Origin of the sequence: Rubellimicrobium mesophilum DSM 19309 (genome assembly GCF_000600335.2) — a bacterium.
Taxonomy (GTDB): domain Bacteria; phylum Pseudomonadota; class Alphaproteobacteria; order Rhodobacterales; family Rhodobacteraceae; genus Rubellimicrobium; species Rubellimicrobium mesophilum.
This window is the reverse complement of sequence record NZ_KK088571.1, coordinates 146,843-160,984: the sequence shown is the minus strand read 5'-3', so window position 1 is coordinate 160,984 and position 14,142 is coordinate 146,843. Positions and strand designations below refer to the sequence as shown.

Genomic DNA, 14,142 nt, shown 5'->3' with positions numbered 1-14,142 from the left:
GGACGTGACGGGACATCGGGGCTCTGTGGTCAGGCGGTCTCGAACTGCGGGAACAGGACCTTGTTCTCCAGCCGGATGTGCTCCTCGAGGTCGGACACGAAGTCGCCCAAGCCATCGTAGAGGGCGGTCCAGCTCCGGCAGGCGCCCTGCGGCAGGGTCAGGCCCCGGGTGAGGCGGAGGATGGCGGCGATCTCCTCGCCATGGTCGTGGTGGTCGGCGCGCATCGCAGCAATCGGGGCATTCAGGCCTGCGCGACCGCCCTGTCGGATCGCCGGAAAGAGGATCAGCTCCTCCTTCTTCATGTGGACCTCCATCTCGCCGATCAGGCGGGACAGGACCTCCGCGAGGCCGGCGGGCACGCCCTCGGCCCCGGCGTGGACGCGCTCCACCTTGCCGGCGAGGGCGGCGAGATCGGGGAGCTGCTGGCGGTGCCGGGCGTGGTAGCGGGCTTCGATGAAGCGGGTGAGCTCGGCGGGGTCGGAGGGGGTGGCGGCCTCGGTCATGGCGGCGGTCCTTGTCAGCGGAGGGAGGGAACGGCGGAGGGCACGCGCGCGGCGTCCTGGCCCGCCATGAAAAGGGACTGGGCGATGCGCTCGGCCCGCTCGATCACGTGGGCGGCGCCCTCGGGCGGGCAGGTCTCGGCGGCGGTCTCGCGGAAGAGGGCGAGCCAGCGCTCGTAGTGCTCCCACCCGACGGGGAGGCCCACGTGCTTGACCACCGGGCGGCCGTGGTAGCGGCCGGTCATCAGCGCGACCGAGGACCAGAAGGCGACCATGCGCTCGAGGTGCGGGTCCCAGTCGTGGATGCGCTCGGCGAAGATGGGGCCGAGGACCTCGTCGGCGCGGACCTTGCCGTAGAAGCGGTGGACCAGCGCGGTGAGGCGCGCCTCGTCGAGGCCGGTCCTCTCCATCAGCTCGGCGGTCATGGCGGGTCGGGCGGAGGTCGCGGCGAGGGTCATCGTGCGGGCCGTGGTCGGGTTCCTGTTGCCATCCTTCCTAGGCCTGATAATAGGTATCCACAATACCTATTCAGCTCGGGATGGAGCGACCATGCGCCTCACCGCCTTCACCGACTACGGCCTGCGGATGCTGATGCGGATGGCGGCCGAGCCGGGCCGCGCCGTCTCGACCGCCGAACTCGCGCAGGAGTTCGCCTTGTCGCGGCACCACCTGACCAAGATCATGCAGCGGCTGGCGCAGGGGGGCGTCGTCGCGACCCGGCGGGGCGCGGGTGGCGGCGCGGTGCTGGCTCGGGCGCCGGGAGAGATCCGGCTGGACGAGGTCGTGCGACTGCTGGAGGCCGGGAACGCGCTGGTGGACTGCTTCGGGCCGGGTGGGGGCGACTGCAGCATCGGCGGCTGCTGCCGGCTCAAGGGCCGGCTGCGGGCGGCGGAGGTCGCGTTCCTCGCGGAGCTGGACCGCAGCACGCTCGCGGACGTGGCGCTTCCCCGGCCTCTCGCGGCCTGAGCGTCGGCGTGGCGACCGCGCGGCGACGGGCTAACCTCCTCCCGGCGCTTCCCTGCGGCGGGGCGAACATCTTCCAGTGAAGGAAAGGATGCGACTATGACCGACTGGCTTCCGAGCCTCATCACCGCGACCCCGGCCGAGGGCTACGACCTTGCCGTCCGGCTCGCGCGGATGACAGTGAAGATGACCCAGGCCGACCCGGAGGTGCGCGAGCGGCTGCGCGTCCAGTATGCCCAGGACCCGGACGCGCTGATCGCCATCAGCCAGGCGGTGGCCACGCATTTCGCCGCGGTCGCGGCGGCGAATGGCTACTGGAGGCCGTCATGAGCGAGGTGCGCCTCACCGGCGGGGGGTTCGAGGTGGAGGCCGGGGTCCTCGCGTCGGCCTTCCGGCTCGACCCGGCGGGGGTGCCGGGGCTGATGCGGTCGGGGGCGATCACCAGCCGCTGCGAGACCGGAGTCGACGAGGACGCCGGGCGTTGGCGGCTGACCTTCTATCATGGCGGGCGGGCGCTGCGGCTGACGGTGGACGGGACGGGGGCGATCCTGCGACGCGCGACCTTCGACGTGGGGCGCCAGCCCCGGCCGGAGTCATCGCCCTCCTTGGGCGATCAAGCCAAGGGACGTCGACAGCAGGCTCCGCGGCCGACCGAACCGGGCTCGCGGGCGGCGGACGACCATTAGGGTCGAGCGACCGTAGAACCGGGCAACCGTCGCAAGCGCACCGGCCAGTGCGCCAAGCGCCGAGGCCGAGTGCCGTCAGCGTAGGCGATCCCTTGATACGCGGGGCCCGGGCCCTCCTGCGTGGCCACGCAGGTCGGCTGGAGACCCGACGTTGACTCTACGGCGAGCAGGACCACCGTCACGGAGCGGCGCGAGCCCGACCGAGATGGCGGAAACGGCGGAGACGCCAAGGTCCGGGCGTCCGCACATCCCCGTCCGCCGCATTCCGGCTCATCCCGCGGCTAGGCAAGGCCGATCTTGCCGTCGAACAAGCGCTGTGCTCGCGCGACGCGGAGAACCTTTCTCTCCGATCAACGGCGAACCTGCCCACCGGTGACCGGCAGGGGTCCCTGATCATTGGGGCGGCCGAGCCGCATGAGCCTGACCGCCTCGGCAATCACTGATGCGAAGTCTTTGGCGATCGCCGGGCCTGGGATGGGGATTCCCCGTCCGCCGCTCCGTCGCCGATCCACGATTCCGCCAGGCCTGCCCCTCCCCTGGCGGATGCGTCAGTGACCGAGACGGTCGGCCGTCAGGAGCGTCGCCATCGCGGGCAGGGTCAGCTCCGAGGCGACGCGCTCGACCCGCTCCGGAGTGTAGTGCTGCTCGGCATCGAGGAGGTTGACCGTCGCCACGAGCTGCCCGGCCCGCAGCACCGGCAGGTTCACCACCGAGCCGCAACCCAGCGAGCCGATCAGCTCGTGGTCCCCGAACACCTTGGCGATGTCGGCGAGCGTATTGGCCACGAACATCTCGTGCCGGCCATGGACGACCTCGAACCAGGCGTTCATCTCGATGGGCTTGGTGCCGGTCGCCGGGTAGCTCTCGGGGTCGCTGGTATAGGCGCGACGGGCGAGGCCGGCCGCCATGTCCACCGTCATCACGGTGAAGAGCTTGGCCCCCACGAGGGCGTCGGCCAGCCGGTGCAGCGCGGCATAGGTCTCCTGGGGCGTAGCGGCGGCGGCAAGCTCGGCGTCGAAGGCGCGGCGGGCCTGGGCGAAATCGGTCATCGGCGGTCCTCGGGTTCGGGATGGGCCCCGCCGCTCGCGGCGTAGAGGCCCTTAGAATAGGGATCGGAGAAGGAGCCGTCGTGGAGCGCCGCGGCGGGGGCGATCTCGACCACCCGGCCCCGGTTCATCACGGCCATGCGGTCGCACATGAAGCTCACGACCGGCAGGTTGTGGGTGACCAGCAGGTAGGTCAGCCCGTGCTCGGTCCGCAGGCGCTTGAGCAGGTTCAGGATCTCGGCCTGCACGCTCACGTCGAGCGCGCTCGTCGGCTCGTCGAGGAGCAGCACGCGGGGCTCCAGGATCAGCGCCCGCGCGATGGCCACCCGCTGCCGCTGCCCGCCCGAGAGCTGGTGCGGGTAGCGGAACCGGAAACGGCGGTCGAGGCCCACGTCCCGCAGCACCGCCTCCACCCGCGCGTCGCGGTCGCCGATCCCGTGGATGGCCAGCGCCTCGGTCAGCACCGCGTCCACCGTCTTGCGGGGGTGGAGCGAGCCGTAGGGATCCTGGAAGACCATCTGCACCGTCCGGGCCAGCGTCCGGTCCGGCTGGTGGCTGACAGGCGCGCCGAGGATGCCGATGGAGCCGGTCCACTCCGGCGCAAGCCCGGTGATGGCCTTGAGGACGGTCGACTTGCCCGACCCGCTCTCGCCCACCAGGGCGAAGCTCTCGCCCTCGGCCACGTCGAAGCTGACGTCGTGGACGACCGGGACGCCGTTGTAGGCGATGCCGACGTCGCGCAGCGAGATCGCGCTCATGTCCCCTGCCCTGCCCGCCGGTCGAGGGTGGGAAGCTCGGCCCGCGTCTCGTGCATCCGGGGCACCGAGGCGAGGAGGCCCCGGGTGTAGGGATGCCGCGCCTCGGAGAGGCGGCGGGCCTCGCAGGTCTCGACCACGCGGCCGGCGTTCATCACCAGGATGCGGTCGCAGTAGCGCGCAACGAGGTCGAGGTCGTGGCTGATGAGGATCAGGCCCATCCCGTTCCCGCGCACGAGGTCGTCCATGAGGTCGAGCACCTGCGCCTGCACGCTGACATCGAGCGCGCTGGTGGGCTCGTCCGCGATGAGGAGGCTCGGACGCGGGATCAGCATCATGGCGATCATCACCCGCTGCCCCATCCCGCCCGAGACCTCGTGGGGGTAGAGGCCCGCCACCCGCTCGGGATCGTTGATGCGGACCGCCCGGAGCATCTCCAGCACGCGCTCCCGTGTGGCGGCGCGGCCCAGGGGGGTATGGGCGCGCAGCGCCTCGGCGATCTGCCGGCCCACCGTCATCACCGGGTTCAGCGAATAGCGCGGGTCCTGCATGACCATGGAGATCCGCGCCCCCCGCAGCGTCCGCATCCGCCGCTCGGGCAGCGTCGTCAGGTCCTCGCCCTCGAAAGCGAGGCGGGTGGCCTCCACCCGGCCGGGCGGTCGGATGAGCCGCAGGATCGCGCGGCCGGTCATGGACTTGCCCGACCCGCTCTCGCCCACGATGCCCAGCCTCTCGCGCCCGAGGTCGAAGGAGACGCCGTCCACGACGTTGACTCGCCCGCCGTCGCGCGTCGGGAAGCTGACCCGCAGCTTCTGGACCGAGAGAAGCGGCTCGCTCACGACCGGCCCGCGCTCTTGGGGTCGAGAGCGTCACGCAGCCCGTCGCCCAGGAAGCAGAAGCCGAGGCTCACGACGACGATGGCGAAGCCCGGCATGGTGGCGACCCACCACTGGTCGAGGATGAAGGTCCGCCCGCGCGAGATCATCGCGCCCCATTCCGGCAGAGGCGGCTGCGCGCCGAGGCCCAGGAAGCCCAGGCCCGCCGCCGTGAGGATGATCCCCGCCATGTCGAGCGTGATGCGGATGATCGTGGACGAGGCGCAGAGCGGCAGGATGTGGCGGGTGACGATCCGCGCATGGGACGCGCCCAGGAGCCGCGTCGCCGCCACGAACTCGGAGTTGCGCCAGGTCAGCGTCTCGGCCCGCGCGATGCGCGCGTAGGCGGGCCAGGTGGTGATGGCGATGGCGATGACCGCGTTGCGGATGCCAGGCCCCAGCGCCGCCGCGAAGGCCAGCGCGAGCACGAGCTTGGGCATCGACAGGAAGATGTCGGTGATGCCCATCAGGATGCGGTCCGTCCACGCCCCCGAAGTAGCCCGAGACCGCGCCGACGATCATGCCGACCGGCGCCGCGATCACCGCGACGAGGACGACGATCAGGAGCGTGATCCGCGCGCCGTAGACCACGCGGCTGAAGATGTCGCGCCCGATCTCGTCCGTTCCCATCCAGTGCTCGGCCGAGGGCGGCAAGAGGCGGCGCGGCAGGTCCTGCCCCAGCGGGCTCTCCGGCGCGATCAGAGGCGCGAAGAGGGCGGTCAGGATCAGGAGCAGGATGATCGCCCCGCCGACCACCGCCAGCGGGTTCCGCAGCAGCAGGCCCGCCGCGAGGTAGGCGCGCCCCATGCTCGCCTGCAGCCGCGAGGCGGGGCTCTCGGAGAGGAGCCACGCGCGCGCGGTCACGTCCGGCTCCGCGGGTCGAGGATGCGGTAGAGCACGTCCGACACCTTGTTGATGACGATGAACACCGCGCCGATCACCAGCGTCGCCCCCAGCACCGCGTTCATGTCGGCGTTGAAGAGAGCCGTCGTCAGGTAGTTGCCGATGCCGGGCCAGGAGAAGACCGTCTCGATCATCACCGACCCTTCGAGGAGGCCCGCGTAGCTAAGGCCGATCACGGTGAGGAGCGGCACCCGGATCGGCCCGAAGGCATGGACCCAGATCACGCGCCGCTCGGGCAGGCCCTTCACCCGGGCGGTGGTGACGTACTCCTGCGCCAGTTGGTCCAGCATGAAGCTGCGCGTCATCCGCGCGATGTAGGCGAGCGAGAAGAAACCCAGGATCGTCGCCGGCAGCACGATATGGGAGAGCGCGTTGAAGAACACGTCCGTGTCCCCCGCGATCAGGCTGTCCACCAGCAGGAGGCCCGTCACCGGCTCCACGAGCCCGTCGTAGAAGACGTCGATCCGGTTCGGCCCCGCGACCCAGCCGAGATGTGCGTAGAACAGCGCGAGGCCCACGAGCCCGAGCCAGAAGGCCGGCACCGAGTAGCCGAGGAGCGCCAGCACGCGGATGATCTGGTCCACCCAGCGCCCCTGCCGCACCGCCGCGAGGACGCCCATCGGCACGCCCAGCACGACGCCGATGATGATGCCGAGGGTCGCCATCTCCAGCGTCGCCGGGAACACCCGCCCCAGGTCCTCGGCCACCCGGTTGTTGGTCGAGACCGAGACGCCGAGGTCGCCCCGCAGCACATGGCCCACGTAGTCCACGAACTGCACGATCAGCGGCCGGTCGAGGCCCATGGCGACGCGCGCGACCTCGTATTGCTCGGGCGTGGCGCGGTCACCCACGACGGCGAGCACCGGGTCGATGGGGATCACCCGGCCGATGAAGAAGGTGATGGCGATGAGGCCGAGGAAGGTCAGCGCCGTGACGACCACGAAGCCGCCCAGCGACCATGCGAGCCGCCGGGTCCGGCTCGGGCGCATCACGGGGCGGGGGACGGTGGTCACGGGACGGAGCGGCCTTGCGCGAGGGGGGCGGCCCATCGGGGGCCGCAGATCACCCTTGGCAGTTACAGAATGTTTTGCTTAGATCAAACAAATTTTTGTGGAGGGCGGGCGTTCCGTGGCCGGCATCGACAGCGACCTGCGAACCGGCCCCCTGCTGGGTCCGCTCCTGCGCAAGCGCCGGAGGAAGCTCGGCCTCACGCTCAGGGAGCTCTGCGCCCGGACCGGGCTCTCGGTCGGCTACATGAGCCAGGTCGAGAACGACAAGGCGGTGCCGACGCTCGCCACGCTGGCGCAGATCGCCGAGGGGCTGGAGGTCGGCCTCGACTACTTCGTGGCCCAGCCCAAGCCCGCCGACGCACTGTCGCGGGCCGAGGGGCGCCCGCGCTTCTCGCTCCCCGGCTCGCCCATGGTCTACGAGGCGATCAGCTCGGACTACCCGGGCTCGGAGCTCAGCTCCTACATCCTCCACGTCCCGCCGGGCTTCGCCTCCGAGACGGTGACCCACGAGGGGGAGGAGATCATCGTCATCCTGGAGGGCGAGATCGAGCAGAGGCTGGGCGGCGTCGCCATGACCATGCGCGCCGGCGACAGCCTGCACTACAGCGGCGCCACGCCCCATGCCTGGGCCAACCACGGCGCCCCCGCCCGCATTCTCTGGACCGGCACGCTGAGCGTGCTCCACCGACACGCCGGGCCGCGCCTGCCCCGGCGGCCGCCCGAAGCCGACGACACCCCGACAGGACGAACCGACAGGAGAGAGAAACCATGAAGACCCTACGAGCGACCCTTTGGGCGAGCGCGCTGATCCTGCCGCTCGCCGCGCCCGCCGCCTGGGCCGAGACCCCGGACGACATCCTCGTCGTCGCGCAGAACATCGACGACATCGTCGCCATCGACCCGGCGCAGGCCTACGAGTTCACCAGCGGCGAGCTCGTCACCAACATCTACGACCGGCTCATACAGTACGACGCCGAGGACCCGACGGTCCTCGCCCCCGGCCTCGCCACCGAATGGACCGCCGACGAGGCGGGCAAGTCCATCGCCTTCACCCTGCGCGACGGCGTGGCCTTCCACTCCGGCAACCCGGTCCGGGCCGAGGACGTGGTCGGCTCCTTCGCGCGCGTGGTGAAGCTGAACCTCACCCCGGCCTTCATCCTGACCCAGCTCGGCTGGACCCCCGAGAACGTCGAGCAGATGGTCACCGCCGACGGCAACACGGTGACGGTCCGCTGGGACGGCGACTTCTCCTCGGCCTTCGTGCTGAACGTGCTCGCCTCGCGCCCGGCCTCGGTCGTGGACATGGCCACGGTCATGGAGCACGAGGAGAACGGCGACATGGGCAACGCCTGGCTCAACGCCAACAGCGCCGGCTCCGGCCCCTTCTCGCTCCAGACCTTCCGGCCGGCCGAGCTGGTGCGGCTCCAGGCCAACCCCGACTACTTCAAAGGCGCGCCCAAGGTGGAGGGGGTGATCCTCCAGCACGTGGCCGAATCCGCGACGCAGCAACTCCTGCTGGAGCAGGGCGACGTGGACATGGCCAAGAACCTGACCCCCGACCAGATCGCCACGCTCGACCCGCAGGCGATCAAGGTCGAGACCTACCCGCAGGCCGCCGTCCACTTCCTGTCCTTCAACCAGAAGGTCGAGGCCCTGACCAACCCCGCCGTCTGGGAGGCCGCGCGCTACCTCGTGGACTACCAGGGGATGACGGACAGCTTCCTCAAGGGCCAGATGGAGATTCACCAGGCCTTCTGGCCCAAGGGCTTCCCGGGCTCGCTGGACGACAACCCCTACAGCTACGACCCCGAGCGGGCCAAGCAGATCCTGGCCGACGCCGGGGTGGAGACGCCCATCGACGTCACGCTCGACGTCATCAACTCCACGCCCTTCACCGACATGGCGCAGTCGCTCCAGGCCAGCTTCGCCGAGGCCGGGATCAACTTCGAGATCGTCCCCGGCACCGGCTCGCAGGTCATCACCAAGTACCGCGACCGCAGCCACGAGGCGATGCTGCTCTACTGGGGCCCGGACTTCATGGACCCGCACTCGAACGCCAAGGCCTTCGCCTACAACGAGGACAACTCGGACGAGGCCTACCAGGCCACGACCACCTGGCGGAACGCCTGGGCCGTGCCGGACGAGCTGAACCAGGAGACGCTGGCCGCCCTGGCTGAGCCCGACCAAGCCACGCGCGAGGAGATGTACCGCGACCTCCAGGCCAAGGTGCAGGAGAGCTCGCCCATCATCATCATGTTCCAGGCCTCCTATCAGGTCGCCATGGCCGCGGACGTCTCGGGCTACGTCAACGGCGCGACCTCGGACTTCGTCTACTACCGCCTCGTCGACAAGCAGTGATGCCCTGACCGGGCCGCCGGCATCCCCGGCGGCCCCTTCCCCTCCAACCGGGAGCTTCCCCCATGACGGTCCACACCGACCGCCTGTCCGGCCTGCGCGCCCGCATGGCCGAGACCGGCACCGACCTCGTCGCGCTCGGCCCCACGAGCCACATGCGATGGCTTGCCGGCCTCGACCCGCACGGGGACGAGCGCCCGGTGATGCTCCTCGTCAGCGCCGGCTTCGCCGGGGTGCTGATGCCCTCGCTCAACGCCGATTCCGCCCGACAGGCGACCGACCTGCCCTTCTTCACCTGGGCCGACGCGACCGGCCCCGATGCCGCGCTGGCGGACCTCCTCGCCGCCTGCGACGCCACCCGGCCGGGCCTCGCCGTCGCGGTGGACGAGGCCATGCGCGCCGATTTCGCGCTCCGGCTGCTCGACGCCCTCCCCTCTCCCCGGCGCAGCTTCGCCTCCGATACGGTCGGCGCCCTCCGCCTCCGCAAGGACGAGACCGAGATCGACGGCCTCCGCGCGAGCGCCCGCCTCAACGACGACGCGGCCCGCCTCGCCTTCGACGCCCTCGAGGAGGGCATGACCGAGCTCGACGTGCAGGCGGCCATCCACGCCCACTACAAGGCCCACGGCGCGACGCCGGAATTCACCATCGTGGGCTTCGGCGCGAACGGGGCCTTCCCTCACCACCACACCGGCTCGACCCGGCTCGCCCGCGACAGGGCCGTGCTGATCGACACCGGCTGCCGCTTCCAGGGCTATCCGTCCGACATGACGCGCTGCCGGTGGTTCGGGACGCCCGACCCGGAGTTCACGAGCATCATCGGCATCGTGGAGCGCGCCGTGCAGGCCGCCCTGGCCGCCGCCCGGCCCGGGGTGCCGGCCCGCGACGTGGACCATGCCGCGCGCCGCGTCATCGAGGACGCCGGGTACGGCGACCGCTTCCTCCACCGGACCGGCCACGGGCTCGGCATCGACATCCACGAGCCGCCCTACATCACATCGACCTCGGACACGGTGCTCCAGGCCGGCAACGTCTTCTCGATCGAGCCCGGCATCTATCTCGAAGGTCGGTTCGGCGTCAGGCTCGAGGACATCGTCGTCCTGCGCGAGCAAGGACCGGAAATCCTCTCCACCCTGCCGCGCACCGTTCAGTCCTGAGCCGAGCTTCCCCGGAGGGGCGGCCGCAGCGGCGAGCGGCGTCCTCCCCACCGGGGACGTCTCGGCATCGAGCGCCGGAGCCCCGATACGCGCCTCAGGCCGGGCCCCCCGCCTCCTCCCGCAGGCGGTCCAGGTTTCCGGCCATCACGCAGAGGATCTCGAACATCATCGTAGCCCCCGCGAGCGCCGTCATGCCGCCCAGGTCGAAGGGCGGCGAGACCTCCACGACATCGGCGCCCACGATGTCCACTCCGTCCAGGAGCCGCAGCATCTCCTGCGCCTCGCGGGTCGTGAAGCCGCCGATCTCGGGCGTCCCGGTGCCCGGCGCCATCGACGGGTCGAGGCAGTCGATGTCGAAGGTGACGTAGGTCGGCTGCCCGCCCGCGATCTCCCGCGCCTCGGCCATCACGTCGGCGGGCCCGCGCCGGACGAACTCCTCCATGTAGACGATGCGGATGCCCTGCTCGCGGGCCCAGCCGTGCTCGTCGGGGTCGTAGATCGAGCCCCGGATGCCGATCTGCACGATCCGCTTGGGGTCGAGCAGGCCCTCCTCGATGGCACGACGGAATGGGGTGCCGTGCGTGTAGCGGTTGCCGCCGAAGTAGGCGTCGTTGGTGTCCGAATGGGCGTCGAAGTGGATGAGCCCGACCGGACGGCCCTTCGCGACCGCGCGCAGCACCGGCAGCGTCGTCAGATGGTCGCCCCCGGCGCAGAGAGGGATCGCCCCAGCCTCGACGATCTGCGCGATCCCGGCCTCGATCCGGGCCAGGCCGTCGAGCAGGTCGATCGGGTTCACCGACACGTCGCCCACGTCGGCGACATTCGCCAGGCTGAAGGGCGCCACGCGGCTGACGTGATGCACCCGCCGCATGAGGCTCGACTGGTTGCGCATCTCGCGCGGGCCATGCCGGGCGCCGGCCCGGTTCGTGGTGCCGCCATCCCAGGGAATGCCCACGAGCGCGATGTCGAGCCCGGCCGCCGAGGCGACGGCCGGCAGGCGCATGAAGGTGGACAGGCCCGCGAAGCGCGGCACCACGGCTGCGTCGACGGGCTGGTGAAAGGGTTCGCTCATGTTCCGTCGTCCTCCTGGAAGTCGTCGCTCACATATCCGTCCCTTGTCCCGCCACGGCGGCTGGCCGCCTGGCAGGAGGCCACGGGAGAGGACCGTTGGACCAAGGCCTTGCGGGCCTGCCGTGGAGCACCCCGGTCCAGCCTGCCAGCCCAGTCCGCGGCGACGTCGCAAGCAGGACCTCGGGCAACCCTCCGTGCCTCGACCCGATCCCTGCGGAGCCGAGGGCGCCTCCGCCCTCACCAGCAGGTGTAGCCGCCGTCCACGGGAAGGACGGCCCCGGTCATCAGGCTCGCGGCCTCGGAGGCGAGGAACAGCACGGCGGCGGCGACCTCGTCGGCCTGCCCCATGCGGCCCATCGGCGTGTCGTTCAGCCAGATCGGGATGCGGTCCTGGTTGAGCGGGTTGGCCAGGACCATCGGCGTCTCGATGTAGGTCGGCGCCACCGCGTTGACCCGGACCCCGTGCGGCGCCCATTCGGCCGCGAGCGACCGCGTCAGATGGTGCACCGCCGCCTTGGAGACGTTGTACGGCGTCTGCGACTGCGGGCGGTTGGCGATCGTCCCCGACATCGAGCCCAGGTTGACGATGGAGCCCCGCCTCGCCCGGATCATGTGCCGCCCGAAGGCGCGCGAGCACCAGAACACCCCGTTGACGTTCACATCCATCATGCGGAGCCAGTCCGCATCGGTGACCTCCTCGGTCGGGATCCCGCTCTGGCCGATGCCAGCGTTGTTGACGAGGATCGTGGCAGCCATCCCCCGGGATGCGAGGTCGTCGGCGATCTCGTCCATTCTCGCGGGGCGGGTGACGTCCCCCGCGATGCCCTGGGCCACGATGCCCTTCCCCGCGAGGACGCGCACCGCCTCCTGCGTGGCGGCCTCCCCTGGCTCGACCAGCACGACCCGGGCGCCCGCCTCCCCCAGCGCCTCGGCGCAGGCCAGTCCGATCCCGCGCCCCCCGCCGGTCACGACGGCCGTCTCGCCATTCAGGCGGAACCGTTCCTGATACATCTCGAACTCCCTGAAGGTTGGTCCCGGCCGCCGGATCAGATGTCCTGCGTCGCCGGAAGGATGACGAGGTCGCGAATCGTGACGTTGCGAGGTCGCGTCAGCATGAAGAGCACGGCCTCGGCGACCTCCTCGGGCTCGATCACCCAGCCCTCAGCCTTGGCCTTGCGCAGGTTCTCCTCGGGCCAGTCCCTGAGCAGCGCGGTCACGACCGGCCCGGGCAGGACGGCGCCGACGCGGACGCCCTGCTTCATGACCTGCCGCCGGACCGTGTGCACGAAGGCCTGCACCGCGTGCTTGGAGGCGGTGTAGACCGGCTCCCAGGGGACCGGCACGACCCCCGCGACCGAGGAGGTGACGATGACGTCGCCGGTGCCCCGCCCGATCATGTGCGGGAGCACGAGTCGCACCGTCCGCACCACCGCGTTGACGTTGAGGGCCAGCATCCGGTCGAAGGCGTCCGGGTCGCCCTCCACGAGGTCGCCGCCGACATAGGACCCCGCGTTGGCATGGAACACGTCGAGCCCCCCGGCCACGGCGAGGATGCCCGGAACCATGCCAGCCACGCTGGCGGGGTCGGCCAGGTCCACCACGAGGGGCATGGCCTCGGGCCCCTCCTCGGCGCAGAGCCCCCGGAGCCGTTCCTCGTCGCGGTCGATCAGCACGACCCGCGCCCCCGCCCGCAGGCACCTCCTGGCGCAGGCGAGCCCGATGCCCGACGCCGCCCCGGTGATCGCGACCACCTTGCCGTCCAGTTCCCGTGCCATGTCTCCTCCCACCTCAGGCCCGCCGGGGCGTCGCGGCGATGAAGGCATCCAGTTCCCCCCGCGTCCCTGCCCCTTCCATCGGCCCCAGCACCGTCACGTTCCGCGCCCCGGCCGCATTCGCGTACAGGAGCGCGCTTTCGGGCGGCATCCCGAGGCGCCGGCACGCGACATAGGCGCCCCCGAAGCAGTCTCCCGCGCCGGTCGGATCGACCTCCGCCACGACGAAGGCCGGGCAGTCGACCCGCCCCCCGCCGTCGCCGAACCACGTCGAGCCCCGTTCGCCACGCTTGAGGACGACCTCGCGCACCCCCCGCTCGAACAGGGCGGCGACCGCGGCTTCCTCGCCCTCCACCCCGGCCGCGAGGAACAGCTCGTCGCCCGAGGGCAGCACGAGGTCGGCCTGCCCGATGACGAGCTCCAACCGCTCCCGGGTCTGGCCATGCGCCAGGAGCTCCTTCCGGAGGTTCGGGTCGAGCGACACGCTTCCGCCCCGGGCCCGGACGACCGGCAGGGCGTGCTCCAGGAGCGCCCAGAGGCCGGGAATGGCGAAGGCCGTGCCCATGACGTGCAGGTGCCCGGCGCGGGCGAACAGGGCCTTCGCCTCCTCGGTCAGGCTCACCAGGGAGGCCGCGGACTTGGCGATGTTGAACACGAAATCGCGGGAGCCGTCGTCGCGATACCGCACGAAGGCGCTCCCCGTCGGCCAGTCGGGGCTCACCAGCACCGCCGAGGTGTCGGCGCCGTCGCGTTCCAGCCGCCTCAGGTTCACCCGCCCGAAGTCGTCGTCGCCGACCGCGGCCACGATGCCCGCCGAGCCGCCGAGCCGGGCGCACTGGTCGATGAAGATGGCCGGCGCCCCGCTGGGGAACGGCCCTCGAAGGTCCAGCGGTTCGAGAAAGCCTTCGCCGCGCGCGGTGGCCATGATCTCGACAAGGATCTCTCCCACGGTCACGGTCGGACCGAGGGCATCGGGCGCGAGGCCGCCGGCCCGCCTGTTCGCCTCGACGTGCACCTTCTCCCCCTTCGTCAGACCGGCGCGGATATGC

Annotated in this window: 16 protein-coding genes and 1 pseudogene; 6 read left to right on the top strand and 11 right to left on the bottom strand. The window is 71.2% G+C overall.

What is annotated here, in order from left to right:
* Positions 1 to 29: 29 nt before the first annotated feature.
* Both RUMESO_RS11415 and RUMESO_RS11410 read right to left on the bottom strand, forming a co-directional pair.
* Positions 30 to 503, bottom strand: a complete 474-nt coding sequence (locus RUMESO_RS11415; protein ID WP_037280274.1) for a hemerythrin domain-containing protein — start codon at positions 501 to 503, stop codon at positions 30 to 32.
* A 14-nt stretch (positions 504 to 517) separates the two neighbouring features.
* Positions 518 to 958: a group III truncated hemoglobin gene (locus tag RUMESO_RS11410; protein ID WP_245639243.1), complete on the bottom strand. Its 441-nt coding sequence runs from the start codon at positions 956 to 958 to the stop codon at positions 518 to 520.
* Positions 959 to 1,049: 91 nt separating this feature from the next.
* Between RUMESO_RS11410 and RUMESO_RS11405 the strand changes: the two genes are divergently transcribed.
* From RUMESO_RS11405 to RUMESO_RS11395, 3 genes are all read left to right on the top strand, one after another.
* The gene (locus tag RUMESO_RS11405; protein ID WP_037280273.1) at positions 1,050 to 1,466 is read left to right on the top strand and encodes an RrF2 family transcriptional regulator; all 417 of its coding nucleotides are present in this window, start codon (positions 1,050 to 1,052) and stop codon (positions 1,464 to 1,466) included.
* A 96-nt stretch (positions 1,467 to 1,562) separates the two neighbouring features.
* Positions 1,563 to 1,793 (top strand): hexameric tyrosine-coordinated heme protein, encoded by a 231-nt coding sequence (locus tag RUMESO_RS11400; RefSeq protein WP_037280272.1) that lies wholly within the window; start codon positions 1,563 to 1,565, stop codon positions 1,791 to 1,793.
* The gene (locus RUMESO_RS11395) at positions 1,790 to 2,149 is read left to right on the top strand and encodes a DUF6522 family protein (RefSeq protein WP_342670765.1); all 360 of its coding nucleotides are present in this window, start codon (positions 1,790 to 1,792) and stop codon (positions 2,147 to 2,149) included. The genes RUMESO_RS11400 and RUMESO_RS11395 overlap by 4 nt, the downstream gene beginning before the upstream one ends.
* A 548-nt stretch (positions 2,150 to 2,697) precedes the next feature.
* Here RUMESO_RS11395 and RUMESO_RS11390 read toward each other — a convergent pair.
* The 5 genes and pseudogenes from RUMESO_RS11390 to RUMESO_RS11370 form a co-directional block, all read right to left on the bottom strand.
* A complete protein-coding gene (locus RUMESO_RS11390; RefSeq protein WP_037280271.1) occupies positions 2,698 to 3,198 on the bottom strand; it encodes a hypothetical protein in 501 nt (166 codons plus the stop codon).
* Entirely contained in the window at positions 3,195 to 3,953 is a 759-nt protein-coding gene (locus RUMESO_RS11385) for an ABC transporter ATP-binding protein (RefSeq protein ID WP_037280270.1), read from the bottom strand. Before RUMESO_RS11385 ends, RUMESO_RS11390 begins: the two co-directional genes overlap by 4 nt.
* On the bottom strand, positions 3,950 to 4,789 hold the full coding sequence (locus RUMESO_RS11380; RefSeq protein WP_037280269.1) for an ABC transporter ATP-binding protein: 840 nt from the start codon (positions 4,787 to 4,789) through the stop codon (positions 3,950 to 3,952). The genes RUMESO_RS11385 and RUMESO_RS11380 overlap by 4 nt, the downstream gene beginning before the upstream one ends.
* Positions 4,786 to 5,689 (bottom strand): annotated as a pseudogene (locus RUMESO_RS11375) (ABC transporter permease). The gene RUMESO_RS11380 and the pseudogene RUMESO_RS11375 overlap by 4 nt, the downstream one beginning before the upstream one ends.
* Complete coding sequence (locus RUMESO_RS11370) at positions 5,686 to 6,717, bottom strand: ABC transporter permease (protein WP_037280327.1); 1,032 nt, start codon at positions 6,715 to 6,717, stop codon at positions 5,686 to 5,688. Before RUMESO_RS11370 ends, RUMESO_RS11375 begins: the two are co-directional and overlap by 4 nt.
* 139 nt (positions 6,718 to 6,856) lie before the next feature.
* On the opposite strand from RUMESO_RS11370, the gene RUMESO_RS11365 reads away from it, so the two are divergent.
* The 3 genes from RUMESO_RS11365 to RUMESO_RS11355 all read left to right on the top strand — a co-directional run bounded on the left by RUMESO_RS11365 (position 6,857) and on the right by RUMESO_RS11355 (position 10,250).
* Positions 6,857 to 7,510, top strand: a complete 654-nt coding sequence (locus RUMESO_RS11365) for a helix-turn-helix domain-containing protein (protein WP_037280267.1) — start codon at positions 6,857 to 6,859, stop codon at positions 7,508 to 7,510.
* Positions 7,507 to 9,096, top strand: coding sequence for an ABC transporter substrate-binding protein (locus RUMESO_RS11360; protein WP_037280265.1), 1,590 nt, complete (start codon positions 7,507 to 7,509; stop codon positions 9,094 to 9,096). The genes RUMESO_RS11365 and RUMESO_RS11360 overlap by 4 nt, the downstream gene beginning before the upstream one ends.
* Positions 9,097 to 9,158: 62 nt before the next feature.
* Positions 9,159 to 10,250, top strand: a complete 1,092-nt coding sequence (locus RUMESO_RS11355; protein ID WP_037280264.1) for a M24 family metallopeptidase — start codon at positions 9,159 to 9,161, stop codon at positions 10,248 to 10,250.
* 94 nt (positions 10,251 to 10,344) lie between these two features.
* Here the strand turns inward: RUMESO_RS11355 and speB are convergent, their stop codons facing one another.
* The 4 genes from speB to RUMESO_RS11335 all read right to left on the bottom strand — a co-directional run bounded on the left by speB (position 10,345) and on the right by RUMESO_RS11335 (position 14,108).
* On the bottom strand, positions 10,345 to 11,322 hold the full coding sequence (gene speB, locus RUMESO_RS11350; protein WP_037280263.1) for an agmatinase: 978 nt from the start codon (positions 11,320 to 11,322) through the stop codon (positions 10,345 to 10,347).
* Between the two features lie 236 nt (positions 11,323 to 11,558).
* Complete coding sequence (locus RUMESO_RS11345; protein ID WP_037280262.1) at positions 11,559 to 12,332, bottom strand: SDR family NAD(P)-dependent oxidoreductase; 774 nt, start codon at positions 12,330 to 12,332, stop codon at positions 11,559 to 11,561.
* A gap of 35 nt (positions 12,333 to 12,367) precedes the next feature.
* On the bottom strand, positions 12,368 to 13,096 hold the full coding sequence (locus RUMESO_RS11340; protein ID WP_037280260.1) for an SDR family oxidoreductase: 729 nt from the start codon (positions 13,094 to 13,096) through the stop codon (positions 12,368 to 12,370).
* A gap of 13 nt (positions 13,097 to 13,109) precedes the next feature.
* On the bottom strand, positions 13,110 to 14,108 hold the full coding sequence (locus RUMESO_RS11335) for a tagatose kinase (RefSeq protein ID WP_037280259.1): 999 nt from the start codon (positions 14,106 to 14,108) through the stop codon (positions 13,110 to 13,112).
* Between the last annotated feature and the right edge of the window lie 34 nt (positions 14,109 to 14,142).

Excerpts from the sequence above, each read along its gene's own strand:
- RUMESO_RS11410 (WP_245639243.1), bottom strand. The coding sequence starts at position 958 with ATGACCCTCGCCGCGACCTCCGCCCGACCCGCCATGACCGCCGAGCTG.
- RUMESO_RS11385 (WP_037280270.1), bottom strand. The coding sequence starts at position 3,953 with ATGAGCGCGATCTCGCTGCGCGACGTCGGCATCGCCTACAACGGCGTC.
- RUMESO_RS11390 (WP_037280271.1), bottom strand. The coding sequence starts at position 3,198 with ATGACCGATTTCGCCCAGGCCCGCCGCGCCTTCGACGCCGAGCTTGCC.
- RUMESO_RS11400 (WP_037280272.1), top strand. The coding sequence starts at position 1,563 with ATGACCGACTGGCTTCCGAGCCTCATCACCGCGACCCCGGCCGAGGGC.
- RUMESO_RS11355 (WP_037280264.1), top strand. The coding sequence starts at position 9,159 with ATGACGGTCCACACCGACCGCCTGTCCGGCCTGCGCGCCCGCATGGCC.
- RUMESO_RS11370 (WP_037280327.1), bottom strand. The coding sequence starts at position 6,717 with ATGCGCCCGAGCCGGACCCGGCGGCTCGCATGGTCGCTGGGCGGCTTC.
- RUMESO_RS11405 (WP_037280273.1), top strand. The coding sequence starts at position 1,050 with ATGCGCCTCACCGCCTTCACCGACTACGGCCTGCGGATGCTGATGCGG.
- RUMESO_RS11360 (WP_037280265.1), top strand. The coding sequence starts at position 7,507 with ATGAAGACCCTACGAGCGACCCTTTGGGCGAGCGCGCTGATCCTGCCG.
- RUMESO_RS11340 (WP_037280260.1), bottom strand. The coding sequence starts at position 13,096 with ATGGCACGGGAACTGGACGGCAAGGTGGTCGCGATCACCGGGGCGGCG.
- RUMESO_RS11415 (WP_037280274.1), bottom strand. The coding sequence starts at position 503 with ATGACCGAGGCCGCCACCCCCTCCGACCCCGCCGAGCTCACCCGCTTC.
- RUMESO_RS11345 (WP_037280262.1), bottom strand. The coding sequence starts at position 12,332 with ATGTATCAGGAACGGTTCCGCCTGAATGGCGAGACGGCCGTCGTGACC.
- speB (WP_037280263.1), bottom strand. The coding sequence starts at position 11,322 with ATGAGCGAACCCTTTCACCAGCCCGTCGACGCAGCCGTGGTGCCGCGC.
- RUMESO_RS11395 (WP_342670765.1), top strand. The coding sequence starts at position 1,790 with ATGAGCGAGGTGCGCCTCACCGGCGGGGGGTTCGAGGTGGAGGCCGGG.